This window comes from Actinoplanes sp. NPDC000266 (assembly GCF_042899005.1).
Classification (GTDB): domain Bacteria; phylum Actinomycetota; class Actinomycetes; order Mycobacteriales; family Micromonosporaceae; genus Actinoplanes.
On the sequence record NZ_JBIAZI010000001.1, the window covers coordinates 94,273 to 110,838 of the forward strand.

The window sequence follows — 16,566 nt, forward strand, 5'->3', positions numbered from 1 at the left end:
GCGGAACCCGCCCAGGAGAAGAGGAACCGACATGATCACTGGCTCGTGGCCCCGGCTGCGCGTGGCCGACTGGACAGAGACCCGCGACACCCTGCACATGTGGACCCAGATCGTCGGCAAGATCCGGATGGCGTACGCGCCGACGGCCAACCACTGGTGGCACGTCACGCTCCATCCCACGGCCCGCGGGCTGACCACCTCGGCCGTGCCGTACGACGGGGGTGTCTTCGACATCGAGTTCGACTTCGTCGACGACCGGCTGCGCGTGCGGACGAGCGCCGGTGGCGCGCGTGAGGTCGTACTGGAACCGAAGCCTGTCCCGAGGTTCTACGCCGAGACTCTCGAAGCGCTGGCCGCCCTCGGCCTGCAACCACGCATCCACCCCGTGCCCAACGAGGTCGAGCTCGCGATCCCCTTCGCCGAGAACGACCGGAACGGCTCGTACGACGGGGAGGCCGTACGGCTCTTCTGGCGGCAGCTGCAGCAGGCCGAGCGCGTGCTGGGCCGTTTCCGGGCGGAGTTCGTGGGCAAGGCCAGCCCGGTGCACTTCTTCTGGGGCGCGATGGATCTGGCGTACACCCGCTTCTCCGGGCGCGTCGCCCCGCAACACCCGGGCGGCGTGCCGAACTGCCCGCCGTGGGTCATGCACGAGGGCTATTCGCACGAGCTGGCCAGCTTCGGTTTCTGGCCGGGCGGCGGCGAGGAGGGCGCTTTTTACGCGTACGCCTATCCGGAGCCGCCGGGCTACCGGGAGCGCACCGAGGCGTACTACCACCAGGACCTGCGGGAATGCCTGCTCCCGTACGAGACGGTGGCCGAAGCGCCCGACCCCGACGCGACACTGCTGGAGTTCCTCCGCGAAACCTACGAGGCCGCGGCGGATCTGGCCGCGTGGAACCGCTCCGCCGTGGAGGTTTGAGATGCGAAAAGCCTTGTCGGTCACGCTCGCTTCGGCGGTCGCGGCGATCTCGGTGGTCTCCGTCCTGGGCGTCTCTCAAGCGGCGGCGCACAGCGGGCTGCGGTGGGGTCCGTGTCCAGCCGACAGCGCGCTGCCCGGACTGGAATGCACGACGGTTCAGGTTCCCCTGGACTACCGGAAGCCGCAGGGGCGGCAGATCGATATCGCGGTCTCCCGCCTGCCGAGCAAGGATCCGTCGCAGCGCCGGGGCGTGCTCGTGACCAACCCGGGCGGCCCCGGCGCCGGCGGACTGATCTACCCGGTCCTGCTCGCGGGCAATCTGTCGCCTCAGCCTTTACCCCACAGCATCCAGGACCGGTACGACGTCATCGGTTTCGACCCGCGCGGTGTCGGTCACAGCTCGCCGGTGACCTGTGACGTGACGCCGGAGCAGATCGCGCGGCGCAATCTCCCGTACCCGGCCACCGCAGCCGACGTACTGAAGGACGCCGTGATCGCCAAGGCGATCGCCCGGCAGTGCGTGACGTCGGGGACGGCCTCTCTGCTGCCCCACATCACCACCGCGAACACCGCGCGGGACCTGGACCGCGTCCGGGCCGCGCTCGGCGAACCGAAGATCTCGTACCTCGGCACCTCGTACGGCACCTACCTCGGCGCCGTCTACACCACCATGTTCCCGCAGCGCAGTGACCGGTTCGTGCTCGACAGCAACCTCGGTCCCGGCGGCTACGACGTCACCGCGCAGCGAAGGTTCGGCCGTGGCCTGGAGGATCGGTTCCCGGACTTCGCCGCGTTCGCCGCGGCCCGTCCGCAGTACGGGCTGGGCTCGACGCCGAAGCAGGTAAGAGCGAAGTTCTTCGACCTTGCGGTACGTCTGGAGAAGGCGCCGGTGCAGGGCGTGGACGGCTCGTTGTTCCGGGGCATCACGTTCGACCACCTCTACAGCGACGCCGGCATGCCCGCCCTGGCCGCGATATGGAAGGCCCTCGACACCAACCAGCCACTGCCTCCCGAGCCGCCGCCGGCGAACGTCGACAACGCCATCTCCAGCCGCCTGCACGTCATCTGCGGCGATTCGGCCTGGCCCCGGTCGGTCCGCGAATACCAGCGCGCCGTCGAAGTCCACCGGGTCAAGTACCCGCTGATCGGCGCCGCCGCGGCCAACATCGGGCCGTGCGCGTTCTGGCCGTCCCCGGCCGAGCGGCCGGTGCGGATCGGCGACGGGGGCCCGTCGAACGTACTCATGGTGCAGAACCTTCGCGATCCCGGAACTCCGATGGCCGGCGCCCGCGAGCTCCGCAAGGCGTTCGGCGACCGGGCCCGGATGGTCACGGCGGACCAGGGCGGCCACGGCGCTTATCTGTTGTTCGCCACGAACAAGTGCGCCAACGACACCGTGACCACCTTCCTCACCACCGGGCAGCGTCCCCGGCACGACATCACCTGTGCGGCCGAACCCCGCTGACCGCCTCCGGTCGAGACGGGAAATGCCGCTTCGCGAGCGGGGTCATGCCGGCCATCAGCGCCGCGGTGATGACGGCGACCCCGCTCGCGGTGTTCGTACGCCGGGACTCGGCCGGAGGTTCGGGCTTGTGCTGGGCCATGGCGGGGCTCCTCGAACAAGGTGTACGGGCATGACCACCGTGCCGTTCGGCGGCCGGCCGGCACATCTGGCGCGGGGATGAACTTCGGCTTGCGACCTGCGACGGAGGCGGTTGCGACGCCGGCATGAACCTTGTCGCCCGGCCGCGCGGGAAGGGTCGTGGCGGCGCCGGCGTCGGTAGCATCGGTGCCGGTGTCACCGGCAGAAGAAGGCGTGGACAGGTGAAGGCAAGGGATGAGCCCCAGGGGTTCTCCGGGCCGGCCGAGCGGAGACGTTTTCTCGACGACTGGGTCCGGCGGCTCGAGGCGCTGGGGCTGAGCACACCGTTCCGGCGCGACTGCGCGTTCGCGGCTCTGGTGGCGGGCGTGTCGGCGGCCCTGTTCCTGTTCCCGGCCGGGGCCGAGTCGGCCACCTCCGGCATGGCGCCCGCGGACGTGCCCATCCTGATCCTGATGGTGGCCCAGGCGGCGGTCCTGTGCTTGCGCCGGGTGCGGCCGATCTGGTGCGCGTCGGCGGTCCTCGTCCTGCAGATCGGCCTGGCCTCGGTGGCGCCGCCGGGGGAGGGCCTGCGGGGAGTGGCGCTGATCATCGCCGTCTACACCTGCGGCTCGCTGCTGTCCGCGAGCCGCGCCTACGCCGTGGCCGGGCTCGCGGCGTTCACCGAGATCGCGAGCTTCGTGGTGCTGAGCGCGATCCCGGCCGCCGAGGACCCGCCCGGGTCGCCGTGGCTGTGGGTCACGCGCTTCTCCGGTCAGTTCTTCCTGGCGCTGCTGCTGTACGGCACGGCGGCTCTGCTGGGCCGCAGCGCCGCCCTGCGCCGGCGCTACACCCGGGTGGTCGAGCTGCGCGCCGCCGAGGCCGCGGAGAATTTGCGCGTACGCACCGACGCCGCCCTGGCCGCCGAACGCACCCGGATGGCGCGCGAGCTGCACGACGTCGCCGCCCATCACCTGACGGCCCTCATCGTTCAGGCCACCGTCGTGGAGCGGATGCTCGACCGGGACCCCGAGGCCGCCCGCCGCGCCGCCGCCGCCATCCGTACCGAGGGGAAGAGCGCGCTGGGCAACCTGCGGTCGGTGGTGGGCACCCTCCGGGAGACCCGGCCGGTCGAACCGGATGGCACGGCCGTGCCGGGACTCGAGGGCATCGGCGAACTGGTGGCCCGTCATGCGTACAGCCGCAATCGTCCGAATTTGATCGTCTCGGGGGAGGCCGGTGACCTGTCGGCGGCGGCGGAGCTGACGCTCTACCGCGTGACGCAGGAAGCGCTGTCCAACGCCCGCGACCACGCACCGGGCGCCGAGGTGACGGTCACGCTCGAACATAGAAAAGAGGGCAGCGTGCTTCAGATACGCAACGGGCCGCCGACCGCCGAGCCGGCGCCGGCCGACCGTCAGCACCGCGGATTCGGGCTGATCGGCATGCGCGAGCGGGCCGGCCTGGTCGGCGCCGCCCTGACCGCCGGGCCGGCCCCGGACGGCGGCTGGTCGGTCACCCTCACCGTTCCCCGCAAAGGTGGCCGACTTTGATCACCGTGCTCCTGGTCGACGACCAGCCCCTGCTGCGGGCCGGATTCCGCTCGCTCATCGAACTCGCCGAGGACATCCAGATCGTCGGCGAGGCCTCCAACGGCCCCGACGCGGTGAAGCTCGCGCGGCAGCTGCGCCCCGACGTGGTGTGCATGGACGTCCGCATGCCCGGCGGCAACGGCCTCGACGCGACACGGGTCATCGTCACCGAGATCGACCCACCGCCCGCGGTCCTGGTGCTGACGACCTTCGAGCTTGACGAGTACGTCTTCGGAGCGCTCGAAGCCGGCGCCAGCGGCTTCCTGCTCAAGGACACCGACATGGACGAACTCATCAACGGCATCCGGCGGCTGGCCGCGGGCGAAGGGCTGGTCGACCAGACGGTCACCCGTCGCGTCATCGCCGAGTTCGCCCGCCGGCGCCCGGCCGTGACCACGCCGGCGCCCGGGGTGGCCAGTGACCTTCTGACCTCCCGCGAGGCCGAGATCGTACGGCTGCTCGCCGAAGGCCTGTCGAACGCGGAGATCGCGGCCGAGCTCGTCGTCGAGGTCAGCACCGTGAAGAGCCATCTCAGCCGGGCCATGGCCAAGATCGGCGCGCGCGACCGCGTGCAGACCGTCATCTGGGCCTACCGCCACGGCGTGGCCTCGCTGGACGGCCCGGCCTGAGCCGGGAACCCGCCGTCAGCCGTTCGTCGCGCCGGCCTTCGAGGGCTCGACGACGGTTTTCGGGGGCTCGACGACGGTTTTCGGGGGCTCGACCGCGGTGAGGCCACCGTCCACGGGGATGACGGTCCCGTTGACGTACGAGCCGCCGGGGCCGGCGAGGAAGGCGATCACCTCGGCGACGTCCTCGGGCCGGGCGACGCGGCGCAGCGGGATGAGCGGGATGTACTTGTCGAGCCATTCCACCGGGGCGCCGGTGTAGACCGGGCCGGGCGCGACCGCGTTGACGCGTACACCGGCCGGGCCGTACTCGGCGGCCCAGGCCCGGGTCAGGGAGTTCACCGCGCCCTTCGTGGCGGCGTACACCGCGTTGTAGAAATCTCCCATCAGGGCCGCCCCGCTGCTGACGTTGATGACGCTGCCGCTGCCACGCTCGGCCATCCTGGGGGCCAGGGCGGCGGTCAGCACGTAGACCGCGCGCAGGTTGCCGTCGAGCATCGCGTCGTACTGCGCGGTGGTGATGTCGGCGCTGGGGCCGAAGCTGGCCGCCGCCGCGTTGTTCACGAGCACGTCCACGTCGCCGGCCTCGCGGGCCAGCCGGGCCACGTCCTCCTGGTCGGTCAGGTCGGCGGCGACGAAGTGGGCCGTGCCGCCGTCGGCCTGGATCTTCTCGACGACCTCGGCCCCGCGCTGGGCGTCGCGGCCGGTCACCACCACGCTCGCGCCCCGGGCGGCCAGGGCGATCGCCGCCGCGCGGCCGATGCCGGTGGTGGAACCGGTGATCAGGGCCGTCTTGCCGGTCAGCTCACTCATGTCGAACTCCTTCGTTAATTCCGTACCAACTGATCGGTTCAGAATTACCGTAACAGTTCCGGATCGATCGGTCCGCAATTGGTAAGATCGATCACATGGACATCCAGAAGAGCGCTCCCGTCGGCCGTCCGCGGGGCTTCGACGCCGACGAGGCCCTCGAAAACGCCATGCGGGTGTTCTGGCAGAACGGCTACGAGGGCGCCAGCCTGCCCGACCTGCTCGGGGCCATGGGGATCAGCCGTACGAGCATGTACGCGGCCTTCGGCAACAAGGAAGAGCTGTTCCGCAAGGCACTGGCCCGTTACGCCGACGGCCCGGCCTCGTACGGCGTCGAGGCCGTCGCCGAGCCCACCGCCCAGCGGGTCGCCACGGTGTTCCTGCACGGCGCCGTCCGCAGCGCCACCCTGCCGGGATATCCGAGCGGATGCCTCAGCCTGCGGGCCTCCCTCATCGGGGGCGAGGACGGGCAGCCGATCCGCGACCTGCTGACCGCGTGGCGCGACGAGACCAGCACCCTGTTGACGGAGCGCTTCCGCCGGGCCGTCGACGACGGCGACCTGCCCGCCGCGACCGACCCGGCGCTGCTGGCCCGGTACGTCATGACGATCGGCAACGGCGTCGCGGTCCAAGCGGCCGGCGGCGCCGAACGCGCCGACCTGGAGCTGATCGTCGACGCCACCCTGCGGAGCTGGCCGCCCGTCCTCACCCGGGAGAAGCGCGCTTGACCCTGTGGCGGGAACACGGTGTCTCGTGAAGTCATGTTCCGCAATCGTGTCCGCGCCGGCGACGGCCGCCCTCTGGAGAGGTTCCGCTGGTGGCAGTTGGTCACCGGGCGCAAGCTGTTCTCGCTGCATGTCGGCCGGACCGTCTACGCCGTGGACGTGCGCGTCACCGGCAAGCAGGCGGGCGACAACGGGGACGGGATGGTGCACCTGTACGTCGACGGCCGGCACCAAGCCCGGTCCCGGATGCCCGCCGCCATTCCCGTCGACGGCGGCACGATCGAGGTCGCGATGTCCACGGTGGGCCTCAAACGCGCCCATTACGTGACGGCCGAGGGCGGGGAGTACCGGTTGACCCCCGATCCGCGGTCGGCCATCGGCCGCCGGTTGCGCTTCGACCGCGAGCACCGGGCCCTGAGCCGCTGGATCGCGGCCTTCTCGGTGGTGGCGCTCGTCGTCGGCGCCGGACTCAACCTGGTGCAGCTGCTCGAGCCGATCTTGCAGGTCCCGCCGGTCGTCGAACGGTTCGGGCGGTTCGAGTCGCCGATCGACCTGCCCGTGTGGCTCAACGTCGCACTCGGCGCCGCCGCCACCTTGGGCGCTGTCGAACGCAGCTGGCGGCTGCGTTACAACGCGCTGCTGGACGGCCTGGGCACCTGACCGGTGTCCGGGCCGCCCTCGGGCGCGGGCGTGGAGTTCAGCTGGCGGTGCGCGAGGATGCTGGCCCGGGTGAGCACGTCGACCTGCGCGGTGTTGTAGATCGAGACGATCGCGTCGAGGACCGTCTGCGTGGTGACGTCCGCGCTCTTGGACAGGTGCGCCGCCGGGTCGCTCAGCCACGGATAGTCGGTGAGGTTGCGGGCGATGAGCGGCGCGAACCTCTCGGCTAGGTCCTGCCGGGTGGCCTCGTCCGCGTCCTCGGGCAGGGCGTCGAGTTCGGCGTTGACCGGGTCGGTGTCGTCCTCGGCCATGCGCTTGAGGTCTTTCATGGCGTCGTCGTCGTACAGCTGGCTGTAGACGTGGATGAGCGAGGTGTCGGCCTCGGACAGGCGGGGCGCGACCGACTCGAAGCCGGCCGGGGTGTCGGCCGGCGCTCCGTCGCGGAGGATGACGGCGATGTCGGCGCGGGCCTTGTTCAGGCGGTCGATCTCGGCCGACAGCTCGGCGTCGACCTCGCGCAGCACCTCGGGCGGGACCTGCCCGTCCGACATCGCCGCGCCGATGTGGGACAGCGGGACGCCGAGGGCCACGAGCCGCCGGATACGCAGCAGGCAGACGAGATGCGATACGCCGTACTGCTTGTAGCCGTTGTACCGGCGCTCGGGCTCCTCGAGCAGGCCGAGCCGATGGTAGTGCCGGACCGTGTTCACCGTGGTGCCGGCGAGCTCGGCGAGTTCCCGGGTGCTCCAGGCCACGTCGGCCCCTTCCCGGTCGCGCCGGCTCGGCCCTCGACACCGTGCCGATCAGTCTCCCGGGCAAGCTAGCACACCGGCCCTACCGGCGAGGTTCCCAGCGGAACAGCCTCAGCGCGAGCACGACCGCCACCACGACCCAGCCGAGCGTCGGAGCCAGCAGCGGGAGCGACTCCGCGAGCGGCACACCGCCGTTCCAGGTGTTCACGATGAGCTCCGTGGCCGACCCACCGGGCAGCAACCGCTTGATGAGGGCGAGCTCCTCGGTGCCGGTGATGCCGACCCAGCTGGCCACGGCGATGGTGAGCAGGCTGATCGGCAGCGTGGTGACCTGTGCCTGCTCGGGCGAGCCGGTCAGGCCGGCGGTGGCCATGGCCAGGGCGAGCATCATGGCGAAGGTGGCCAGGATCGAGACGGCCAGAAGCGCGACATCGGCCGGGCTGCCGCTGACCGCGGCGAACACACCGAGGATGGCAACCGCCTGGACGAGGGCGGTGAGGGTGACCGGCAGGGTCAGGCCGGACAGGATGGCCGGGTCGCCGGCCGCGGTGGAGCGCAGCCGCTTGAGGAACAGATCCTGCCGCCGGGCGGCCAGGGTGGTCACCGCCGTGGTGTAGAGGCTGAACGCGGCGACGGTGAAGACGAGGACCGCGGCGATGTAGCCGAGGCTGCCGATCTCAGCGAACGAGTCGCGGCGGTAGATGAAGAAGGCGCTCGCCAGCAACGGCATGATGAGGTTCGAGATCAGGACGGCGCGGTTGCGGTAGATCTGGGCGAACTCGCTGTACGCGATGGGAAGCATGTCGTGGCCTCTAGCGTGTAGGAGTGGGAACCGGGTCGGTCTCGATGGCGCGGAACACGTCGTCCAGCCGGGTCGGCGCGGCGGAGAGCCCGTGCAGGTCCACGTCGTGCAGATCCGCCCAGTCGAGCAGCCTTTTAAGATCGGCTTGCAGCTCGTACGTCTCGATCTGGTACGCCGGCCCTCCCGGTTGCGCCACCCCGAGGGGTGGCACGGGAGCCCCGGGGGAGAGCGAGAACTGAATCGCCGCCGGCAGCGCGCGGGTCAGCTCGGCCACCGTCCCCTGAGTGCGCAGGGTGCCCCGGTGCATGAGCCCGATACGGTCGGCGTGCTGCTGCGCCTCTTCGAGATAGTGCGTGGTCAGGATGACGGTCGAACCAGAGCCGCGCAGGTCCTCGACGGCCTTCCACAGGGCATCCCGCGACTGGATGTCCAGCCCCGTGGTCGGCTCGTCGAGGAAGATCAGTTCTGGCCGCCCGTAGACAGCGGTGGCGAAGTCGAGTCGCCTCTTCTCACCACCCGACAGCTGCCCCACCTTGGTCGAGGCCTTACGCGTGAGGTCGACGACGTCCAGGACACGGTCGACCGAATCGGAGCGCCCGGACAGCCGCCCGACCAGCCGCACGGACTCCGCGACGGTGAGATCGGCGGAGAACCCGCTCTCCTGCAACATGATCCCCATCCGGGGCCGCACCGCGCGCCGGTCGGCCGGACTCTCACCGAACACCCGCACGGTGCCCGAGGTCGCCTTCCGATGGCCCTCGACAACTTCCAGGGCCGAGGTCTTGCCCGCTCCGTTGGTGCCCAGCAGCGCGTACAGCTCGCCCTGCTCGACCCGGAAGCTCAGATCCTTGACGGCAGCGAAATCACCGTACGAGACGTGCAAATGGTCCACTTCGACTGCGGCCTGCGCCATGGCGTCCTGCCTCAACTGGATGACGGTCGTCGTGAATCCAGTGCAGACCGTGTGCACGGAACACAGTCAAGGCAACGGTTACGAAGGTCACCCAGGCTCGGTCGAGGAGCCGGAGGTGGTCATCGGGCGTCTGTTCCGGGCCAGGAGATGTCGCCGGTGAACGGGGAGAAGTCGAGCCACAGGTACTGGAAGGTGCGGTTGGTGAAGACCCAGCCGTTGTCGGTGCGGCGGAACGTGTCGGTCCAGATCCCGTTGTTGCGGTAGTAGTTTTGGCCGGGGCCGCGTGCGGCTTCGTGGCACATCGAGCGGGTGGTGGCGGTGTCGCCGTCGATGTCGATGGCGCCCGGAATGACGAATTGGATGAAGTAGTCGCGTTCTTCCCGGAGGGTGCGGTAGAGCGCCGCGATCTGGTCGATGCCGTCGGCCCGGCGTTCGAAGGGCTGGCGGTCGGTGCCGCCGATGATCCAGGTGGCGTCGTCGGACCAGAGGGTGCGGAAAGCGTCGAAGTCGCCGCGCGTGGCGATGTCGGCGAAACGGACGATGGTGTCGCGGACGGCGGCCTCGTCGACCAGGCGGGCGAGGGCTTTTTCGGTGGTCGGTGCGTTTGTCATGTCTTCATGATTCGGCGGCGCGAAAGGGCGTACCAGAGAAGGTTCGACGGTAGGAAATCCTTTACCACCCTCACCCCAGCAGGGCCTTGGCCACCTCGTCGGGCCGGGTCAGCAGCGCCTCGTGGCCGCCGGGCACCAGCACCGGCCGGACACCGACCCGGGCCGCGAGTTCCTCGCCGGGCGCGGCCAGCGCGATGTCGTCCTCCGCGAGCACGTAGGTGATCGGCACGCCGAGCGTCTCCACCCCGGGCAGGTCGAGCGCGTCCAGGAGGTAGCCGCCGGGCTGCGGCATGAGCTGATCGAAGATGAGCCGTTGGAGCGGCTCGGGTTCGCCGGGCATCAGCCGCTGGGCCAGGGTGTCGAAGTCGAGGCCGATGGTGCCGTCCGGCGCGGTTGCGATCGTGTCCCGGATGAAGCCCTCCATCGGGCCCATCGCGGCGGCCATGGACTCGCCCGGTCGTGGGATGAAGGCGCTGAAGTAGGCGACCGCGGCCAGGCGCTCGCCGAGCCGGTGGGCGGCGCCGGTGATCGGGATGCCGCCCCAGCTGTGCCCGACGAGCACGACATCACGCAGATCGCGGCGTTCGACGGCGGTCACGATGTGGTCGACGGCGTCGGCCAGCCGCAGCCCGGCCGGATCGTCGCCCAGGCTCAGCCCGGGCATCGTCAGCGCGGTGGCGCCGTGGCCGGTGGCGCGCACCCGGTGGCCGACGGGGTGCCAGGACCATCCGCCGTGCCAGGCGCCGGGAACGAAGACGTAGTGCATCGGATCTCCTTGGTTCGGGGGATTCCGACCCTAGCATGATCATCAGAGTGCACTCTGATGATCAAAGCGAACTCTAGTGAGTGGGTCTCCTAGGATCGACTTCATGACCACCGGGACACGTCGCGCCAGCCGCCGAGCTGAGTACGCGGAGGCGACCCGTCAGGCGATCCTCGAAGCGGCCCGGTCGCTCTTCACCGAGCAGGGATACTTCGCGACGAAGGTCGAGCAGATCGCCGGCACGGCGCGGGTCGCCCCCGCCACCGTCTACGCCGTCGGCGGCGGCAAGAGCGGATTGCTGCGTACGCTCATCGAGTTCACCGTCAACTCGGAGGAGAACGCCCGGCTGCTCGCCGAGATCGAGGCCGCCACCGACCCGGAGGGCCTGATCCGGCTCATCGTCGCCACGTCGCGGACCAAGTTCGAGCGCTGGTCGCCGCTGATGCGCGAAGTGGTCGCCGCCGCGCCGCAGGAGCCCGTGGTCCGCGAGAGCATGGAGATCGCCCACCAGGGTCTGCGCGGCGGCCTGCGGCTGACCGCCGACCGCCTGGCCGCGATGGGGGCGCTCGCCGAGGGTGTGGACGCGGCTCAGGCGGCCGACATCCTGTGGCTGCACCTGTGCAACGCCGCCTACTTCATCCGGACCGACGACCTCGGCTGGCCGCTCGACCGATCCGAGGCCTGGCTCAACGAGGTGCTCACGCGGCAGCTCCTGGGCCGCTGACCGCCGTCCTCAAACAGCGCGCCCCGGCCGGCTGGGTGTCATGGCCAAGGTGAACCGGAATCTCGCGGTTCCCGGGGTATCGGCCGCTCTATTGCTGAGCGCCTGGCCAAGGAGGGGGCAACAGTCGCGCTCACCTACAACGCGAGCAAGAACGGCGCTGAGGGTGGGGGCTCGCGGCCGATGCCGGCGGCGCCCATCTATGCGATGGCGAAGGCGAGCCTCAACAATCTGACGCACACGCTCGCCCTCGAGCCGGTTACAAGCTCTGACTCCCTATGAATCCCACTACCAGGCTGTAGTCCAGCCGGAAGCGCACACTACGAGAATGAGCAACGGAACCGAACTGGGCGCCGCCCTCCGCGCCTGGCGGGCACGCGTCGACCCCCGCCACGTCGGTCTGCCGATCCACGGCACCCGCCGGGTCAAGGGCCTGCGCCGCGAGGAACTGGCCCTGATGGCCGGCATCTCGTTCGACTACCTGGTTCAGCTCGAGCAGGGCCGGGCCGCGAACCCCTCGACGCAGGTGCTCGCGGCCTTGGCGCAGGCGCTGCGCCTGAACGCCGTGGACCGCGAACTGCTCTACCGCCTGGCCGGATCCGTCGCCCCGGTCTCGGGATCCGTGCCGCGTGAGGTGCCGCCCGGCGTACAGCAGATGATCGACCGGATGAGCGACACCCCGCTGGCGGTCTTCACCGCGGCATGGGACGTCGTGCAGTGGAACCCGCTGTGGGGTGCGCTCTTCGGGAACCCGGCCGAGTCGAACGCCCGGACGCTCAACATGATCTGGGGACACTTCGCCGCCCCGGCCGCGGCCGGCGCTTCGCGCATCGAACGCGACGCCGCGCACGCCGACGCCTTCGAACGCATGATGGTGTCCGACCTGCGCCGGGCGGCCGATCGCTATCCCGACGACCGCGCCGTCGCCGAGCTGATCAGCGGTCTGCGCGAGGCGAACCCGCGCTTCGCCCGGCTGTGGACGCGCTACGAGACGCTGCCGCTGGAACGCAACCGTAAGACGGTCGTCCACCCGCAGCTCGGGGACATCACCCTCAACTGCGACATCCTCACCATCGAGCGAGCCGACCTGCACATCGTGCTCAACTGGGCCGATCCGAGCTCGCGGGACGCCGAGAAACTCGCCCTTCTGCGGACTTCGGCACGATGACCCTCGGGACCGGCGACCCGATCGCCGACGTCCTGCGGCTGCTGCACCCGCACGCGGTCCTGCCGGCACGCGTGCACGCGGCCACACCGTGGGCGGTGCGGTTCGACCCACGTCCGCACGTACGCCTGGGCGTCGTCCTCCACGGCGAGTGCTGGCTGGACCTCGAGGGCTGCCGGCCGGTGGTGCTGAACGAAGGGGACTTCTTCCTCCTGAACAACCCGCCGGCCTACACGCTGGCCAGCGCGCTCGACGTGAAACCCCGCGCGGCCACCTTCTACCTGAAGGAACCGGACGACGGCGACCTCCGCATCGGAGCCGAGAGCGACGAGGACACGTACGTCTGCAGCATCGACTTCATGTTCGAGGAAGCCAACGCCTCGATGCTGTTCGACGTGCTCCCACCCGTCGTGCTCGTCCGGGCCGGCGACTCGCGGGGAGCGCTGCTCCAGCACCTTTCCGCGCTGACCGTCGCCGAGATGGAGTCGGCCGGCGTCGGCCGGTCCCTGGCCCTGGAGCACCTCGCCCAGCTCATCCTCGTTCATCTGCTGCGTGTGCACGCCGATGGGAGCGAACGGCCCGTCGGCTGGCTCGGCGCTCTCGTGGACGACGGCATCGGAGCGGCCCTGCGTGCGATGCACGCCGATGTGAGCCGCCGGTGGACTCTCGACGAGCTCGCCGCGATCAGCCACACGTCGCGCTCGGTGTTCGCCGCCTCGTTCAAGGCGAAGATCGGCACGGCGCCGCTGACGTATCTGATCGAGTGGCGGATGAGCCTGGCGCGGGACGCCCTGCGCAACGACACCCGGTCGATCTCCGAGCTGGCGGTGGCCACGGGTTACGAGTCCGAAAGCGCCTTCAGCACCGCCTTCCGCCGCGTCGTCGGCTGCTCACCTCGCGCTTTCCGGGGGCGGGCGCGGGACCGCGGGGTGCCGTTCGACGGCACCCCGCAGGCTTTGCCTACCTCTTGAACGTCGCTCCGCGCGCGAGGTCCAGGAAGATGGCGACATGGGCCGGCGGAAGCGAACCAGCGTCGACCACGTCGTAGCCGACCGTCTCCATGAACCGCGTCACCAGTTTTTTCGCGGCGACATCGTCACCCGCGACCGGCAACGTCGTGCGCTCCGGGTCGTCCTTGGGCCGGGCGTTGAACTGTCTTTTCGATGAATCCGCCCGACTCTCAGGCGACGATGACGGTCTTGCCGGCCAGCTTGCCGGCGGCGGCCCGCGCGTGCACGGTGGCCAGCTCGGCCAGCGGCACCCGCTCGGCCACGTCGACCCGCAGCTCGCCCGAGTCGACCAGCGACACCAGGTGCGCGAGCTGGCCGGCGTCGCTACGGACGAACAGATTGACGCCGCGTACGTCCCTGGCGTCGTCGGACGGAGCGGGCATCCACACCGTCGTGTTGACCAGGACGCCGCCGTCGCGGATCAGGCCGACCAGCGCGGTCAGCCGGTCCGGCTCGACCGGGGCCAGGTTGAGCGCCACGTCGACCGGCTCGGTCACCTCGTCGATGGTGCGCAGGCCGTCCTGGCCGCGGGGGCCGTTGACGACGACGACCTCGGCGCCGGCCTGCTCGGCCAGCTGGACGGCGTACGAGCCGACCGCGCCGCCGGCGCCGTTGATCAGCACCCGCTGCCCGGCGGTGAGCTTGGCGTGGTCGAAGAGCGCCTGCCAGGCGGTCAGGCCCACGGTGGGCAGCGCGGCCGCGTCGGCCAGGGGGATGCTCGCGGGCGCCGGGGCCAGGATCTCGGCCGGGACCAGAACGTACTCGGCGGCGGCGCCGTCTTCGGTCATCGGCAGGAAGCCGACGACCCGGTCCCCGGCCTGAACGGCGGTCACGCCCTCGCCCAGCTCCTCGACCGTGCCGGAGACGTCGATGCCGGGCGTGTGCGGCAGCGTCACCGGGATCGGGCCCTGCATGAAACCGCCGCGGATGTTGCCGTCGACGCCGTTGAACGACGTACCGGCGACCCGGACCAGGACCTGGCCGGCGGCCGGGGTGGGGCGCTCGGTGTCCTCGTACCGCAGGACGGCCGGGTCGCCGTACTCGTGGAATCGCACTGCCTTCATCGGGAGCCTTCTCTCGTCGGGTGCTTCGTTTTCGAAGCACTTCTTGACCATACTTGGCTTCGAATTCGAAGCAACTAGAAACGGGTGTGACGTGGCCTACAGCAGCCGGCGGAGCTTCTCCTCGCTCGCCGAGCCGGGCACGGTGGTGAAGAAGAGCAGGACCTGGTGCTCGTCGGGATCCACCAGAACCTGGCGGTACAGCTCCAGCTCGCCCAGGAGGGCGTGCCGGTAACGCCGGAGGCGGGAATCGGGTGTGCCGCCCACCTCGACCAGAGCGCGGTCTCTCAGCAGGACCGCCGCGGGACGGGTCCGCAGCAGCATCTCGCCGAACCGCGAGAACACGATCGCCGGGTGATCCGACAGCCGCTCGACCAGGTACGCCAGAAAAGGCCCGACACGTTCCCGCTGCACTCGTCCAGAGTGATACGAACCGGGGAGAAGGTGAATGGCACGGTTATCCACGGACTACTTGTCCGTGGATAACCGTCACATGGCGCTCAGGCGCCGGAGCTTGTCATCGCTCGGTGAGCCCGGCTCGGCCAGGTAGACCAGGAGTTCCTGACCCTCGTCGGGGTCGATCAGCCGCCGGGCGTAGAGCTCCAGCTCGCCCTGCTCCGGATGCCGGTAGCGCTTGAGATCGTGATGATGGACGAGGCCCACCTCGTGCCTCCGCCAGACCTCGGCGAACGCGGGGCTTACGGTCAGCAGCGCCTCGACGATCTCGCCGGCCGTTCCGGCGGGGTCGGCCGTGTACGCCGCGCGGATCTCCGCGGTGAAGACCCGGCCCCGGACCTCGTGGTCCTCCGGCGGAAAGAGGGCGCGTTGCGCCGGATCGGTGAACCAGCGGTAGACCAGGTAGCGGTCCATGCCGTGGTAGCTGGTGTAGTCGCCGAGCAGGGCGACCGCCGGCCGGGTCTGCAGCAGCGCCTCGCCGAACCGGGACAGCACGATCGCCGGCGTGTCCGACATGCGCTCGACGATCCGCCGCATGGCCGGGCTGGCCTGCTCGTCGCGCAGCGCGCGCCGCGGCGCCGAGTGCCCGCCGAGGTCGAACAGGTGATCGCGCTCGCTCGGGCTGAGCTTCAGGCCGCGGGCCAGCGCCGCCAGCATCTGCTCGGACGGCATCGGGCCGCGCTGCTGTTCGAGGCGGCTGTAGTAGTCGGCCGACATGCCGGCCAGCACCGCGACCTCCTCCCGCCGCAGCCCGCTGGTGCGGCGCCGGGAGCCCGCGGGAAGCCCGACGTCCTCGGGCCGCAGCGCCTGCCGCCGGGCCCGGAGGAAGTCGGCCAGCAACGCCCGATCCATCTCGCCGCCCCTCACTCGGCCCGGTTGCGCCCGGCGCGAGGCTTGGCGGAGCGGGGCGGGGTCGCCCGCATGTGCTCGCGCACGCGGCCCAGCACGCTGCTCAGGGTGGAGAGGTCCCGGTCCTTCATCGGATCGAACAACAGCTGCCGTACGCGTTCCACGTGCCCCGGCAGCACATGCGCGATGAGAGCCCGGCCCGCGTCGGTGACGGTGACCATGACGCTGCGCTCGTCGTCCGGCGACGGCGCCCGGGTGACCAGGCCACGCTTCTCCAGCAGCCCGGCCTGATAGGTCAGGCCGCTGCGGCTGTACACCACACCGTCGGCCAGGTCGGTCATCCGCAGCCGGCCCTCCGGCGAGTCCACCAGCCGGGCCAGGATCTGGAACTGCACGTAGCTGAGGTCGCCGTCGGCGCGCAGGTGCTCGTCCACCGCGTACTGCAGAAGGCTGCTGACCTCCATCAGCGCGAAGTAGGCGCCGAGCTGCTCCGAGTTCAGGCCTTCGGACGGTGTGCTCACCGGGAGAGCCTACTTGCTTAGAATTCGAACG

The 16,566-nt window shown here is 70.5% G+C and carries 20 protein-coding genes; 9 read left to right on the forward strand and 11 right to left on the reverse strand.

Annotated features, from left to right (window positions below):
• The first annotated feature begins 31 nt into the window (after nucleotides 1-31).
• Both ACFY36_RS00425 and ACFY36_RS00430 read left to right on the forward strand, forming a co-directional pair.
• The gene (locus tag ACFY36_RS00425) at nucleotides 32-919 is read left to right on the forward strand and encodes a DUF5996 family protein (RefSeq protein WP_499743708.1); all 888 of its coding nucleotides are present in this window, start codon (nucleotides 32-34) and stop codon (nucleotides 917-919) included.
• Between the two features lies 1 nt (nucleotide 920).
• Nucleotides 921-2,384 carry an alpha/beta hydrolase gene (locus ACFY36_RS00430; RefSeq protein ID WP_499743709.1) on the forward strand — a complete coding sequence of 488 codons (1,464 nt, stop codon included), beginning with the start codon at nucleotides 921-923 and terminating at the stop codon, nucleotides 2,382-2,384.
• Here the strand turns inward: ACFY36_RS00430 and ACFY36_RS00435 are convergent.
• Nucleotides 2,359-2,523 carry a hypothetical protein gene (locus tag ACFY36_RS00435; protein WP_499743710.1) on the reverse strand — a complete coding sequence of 55 codons (165 nt, stop codon included), beginning with the start codon at nucleotides 2,521-2,523 and terminating at the stop codon, nucleotides 2,359-2,361. The two genes, ACFY36_RS00430 and ACFY36_RS00435, sit on opposite strands and share 26 nt — an antisense overlap.
• Nucleotides 2,524-2,743: 220 nt before the next feature.
• Here ACFY36_RS00435 and ACFY36_RS00440 point away from each other — a divergent pair, with 220 nt between their 5' ends.
• Together ACFY36_RS00440 and ACFY36_RS00445 are read left to right on the forward strand one after the other, a co-directional pair.
• Complete coding sequence (locus tag ACFY36_RS00440) at nucleotides 2,744-4,051, forward strand: sensor histidine kinase (RefSeq protein WP_499743711.1); 1,308 nt, start codon at nucleotides 2,744-2,746, stop codon at nucleotides 4,049-4,051.
• Entirely contained in the window at nucleotides 4,048-4,719 is a 672-nt protein-coding gene (locus ACFY36_RS00445; protein WP_499743712.1) for a response regulator, read from the forward strand. The genes ACFY36_RS00440 and ACFY36_RS00445 overlap by 4 nt, the downstream gene beginning before the upstream one ends.
• Before the next feature lie 15 nt (nucleotides 4,720-4,734).
• Here ACFY36_RS00445 and ACFY36_RS00450 read toward each other — a convergent pair whose 3' ends face one another.
• Nucleotides 4,735-5,529: an SDR family NAD(P)-dependent oxidoreductase gene (locus tag ACFY36_RS00450; protein WP_499743713.1), complete on the reverse strand. Its 795-nt coding sequence runs from the start codon at nucleotides 5,527-5,529 to the stop codon at nucleotides 4,735-4,737.
• 95 nt (nucleotides 5,530-5,624) lie between these two features.
• Between ACFY36_RS00450 and ACFY36_RS00455 the strand changes: the two genes are divergently transcribed.
• Nucleotides 5,625-6,254, forward strand: coding sequence for a TetR/AcrR family transcriptional regulator (locus ACFY36_RS00455; RefSeq protein WP_499743714.1), 630 nt, complete (start codon nucleotides 5,625-5,627; stop codon nucleotides 6,252-6,254).
• A 33-nt stretch (nucleotides 6,255-6,287) separates the two neighbouring features.
• The gene (locus ACFY36_RS00460) at nucleotides 6,288-6,911 is read left to right on the forward strand and encodes a hypothetical protein (protein ID WP_499743715.1); all 624 of its coding nucleotides are present in this window, start codon (nucleotides 6,288-6,290) and stop codon (nucleotides 6,909-6,911) included.
• On the opposite strand, the gene ACFY36_RS00465 is transcribed toward ACFY36_RS00460, so the two are convergent.
• The 5 genes from ACFY36_RS00465 to ACFY36_RS00485 all read right to left on the reverse strand — a co-directional run bounded on the left by ACFY36_RS00465 (nucleotide 6,878) and on the right by ACFY36_RS00485 (nucleotide 10,755).
• Nucleotides 6,878-7,666, reverse strand: a complete 789-nt coding sequence (locus ACFY36_RS00465; RefSeq protein WP_499743716.1) for a helix-turn-helix domain-containing protein — start codon at nucleotides 7,664-7,666, stop codon at nucleotides 6,878-6,880. The two genes, ACFY36_RS00460 and ACFY36_RS00465, sit on opposite strands and share 34 nt — an antisense overlap.
• Nucleotides 7,667-7,745: 79 nt before the next feature.
• Complete coding sequence (locus ACFY36_RS00470) at nucleotides 7,746-8,465, reverse strand: ABC transporter permease (RefSeq protein ID WP_499743717.1); 720 nt, start codon at nucleotides 8,463-8,465, stop codon at nucleotides 7,746-7,748.
• 10 nt (nucleotides 8,466-8,475) lie between these two features.
• Complete coding sequence (locus ACFY36_RS00475; protein WP_499743718.1) at nucleotides 8,476-9,378, reverse strand: ABC transporter ATP-binding protein; 903 nt, start codon at nucleotides 9,376-9,378, stop codon at nucleotides 8,476-8,478.
• Between the two features lie 119 nt (nucleotides 9,379-9,497).
• Nucleotides 9,498-9,989 carry a nuclear transport factor 2 family protein gene (locus ACFY36_RS00480; protein ID WP_499743719.1) on the reverse strand — a complete coding sequence of 164 codons (492 nt, stop codon included), beginning with the start codon at nucleotides 9,987-9,989 and terminating at the stop codon, nucleotides 9,498-9,500.
• A 70-nt stretch (nucleotides 9,990-10,059) separates the two neighbouring features.
• Entirely contained in the window at nucleotides 10,060-10,755 is a 696-nt protein-coding gene (locus ACFY36_RS00485; protein ID WP_499743720.1) for an alpha/beta fold hydrolase, read from the reverse strand.
• A 103-nt stretch (nucleotides 10,756-10,858) separates the two neighbouring features.
• Here ACFY36_RS00485 and ACFY36_RS00490 point away from each other — a divergent pair, with 103 nt between their 5' ends.
• The 3 genes from ACFY36_RS00490 to ACFY36_RS00500 all read left to right on the forward strand — a co-directional run bounded on the left by ACFY36_RS00490 (nucleotide 10,859) and on the right by ACFY36_RS00500 (nucleotide 13,609).
• Complete coding sequence (locus tag ACFY36_RS00490; RefSeq protein WP_499743721.1) at nucleotides 10,859-11,476, forward strand: TetR/AcrR family transcriptional regulator; 618 nt, start codon at nucleotides 10,859-10,861, stop codon at nucleotides 11,474-11,476.
• A 325-nt stretch (nucleotides 11,477-11,801) separates the two neighbouring features.
• On the forward strand, nucleotides 11,802-12,641 hold the full coding sequence (locus ACFY36_RS00495; protein ID WP_499743722.1) for a helix-turn-helix domain-containing protein: 840 nt from the start codon (nucleotides 11,802-11,804) through the stop codon (nucleotides 12,639-12,641).
• Nucleotides 12,638-13,609, forward strand: coding sequence for an AraC family transcriptional regulator (locus ACFY36_RS00500; protein ID WP_499743723.1), 972 nt, complete (start codon nucleotides 12,638-12,640; stop codon nucleotides 13,607-13,609). The genes ACFY36_RS00495 and ACFY36_RS00500 overlap by 4 nt, the downstream gene beginning before the upstream one ends.
• A gap of 209 nt (nucleotides 13,610-13,818) precedes the next feature.
• Here the strand turns inward: ACFY36_RS00500 and ACFY36_RS00505 are convergent, their stop codons facing one another.
• The 4 genes from ACFY36_RS00505 to ACFY36_RS00520 form a co-directional block, all read right to left on the reverse strand.
• On the reverse strand, nucleotides 13,819-14,712 hold the full coding sequence (locus ACFY36_RS00505; RefSeq protein ID WP_499743724.1) for an NADP-dependent oxidoreductase: 894 nt from the start codon (nucleotides 14,710-14,712) through the stop codon (nucleotides 13,819-13,821).
• A gap of 96 nt (nucleotides 14,713-14,808) precedes the next feature.
• Entirely contained in the window at nucleotides 14,809-15,123 is a 315-nt protein-coding gene (locus ACFY36_RS00510) for an MmyB family transcriptional regulator (protein WP_499743725.1), read from the reverse strand.
• 75 nt (nucleotides 15,124-15,198) lie between these two features.
• On the reverse strand, nucleotides 15,199-16,017 hold the full coding sequence (locus ACFY36_RS00515) for a helix-turn-helix transcriptional regulator (RefSeq protein WP_499743726.1): 819 nt from the start codon (nucleotides 16,015-16,017) through the stop codon (nucleotides 15,199-15,201).
• Nucleotides 16,018-16,028: 11 nt separating this feature from the next.
• Entirely contained in the window at nucleotides 16,029-16,535 is a 507-nt protein-coding gene (locus ACFY36_RS00520) for a MarR family winged helix-turn-helix transcriptional regulator (RefSeq protein WP_499743727.1), read from the reverse strand.
• Nucleotides 16,536-16,566 lie beyond the last annotated feature (31 nt).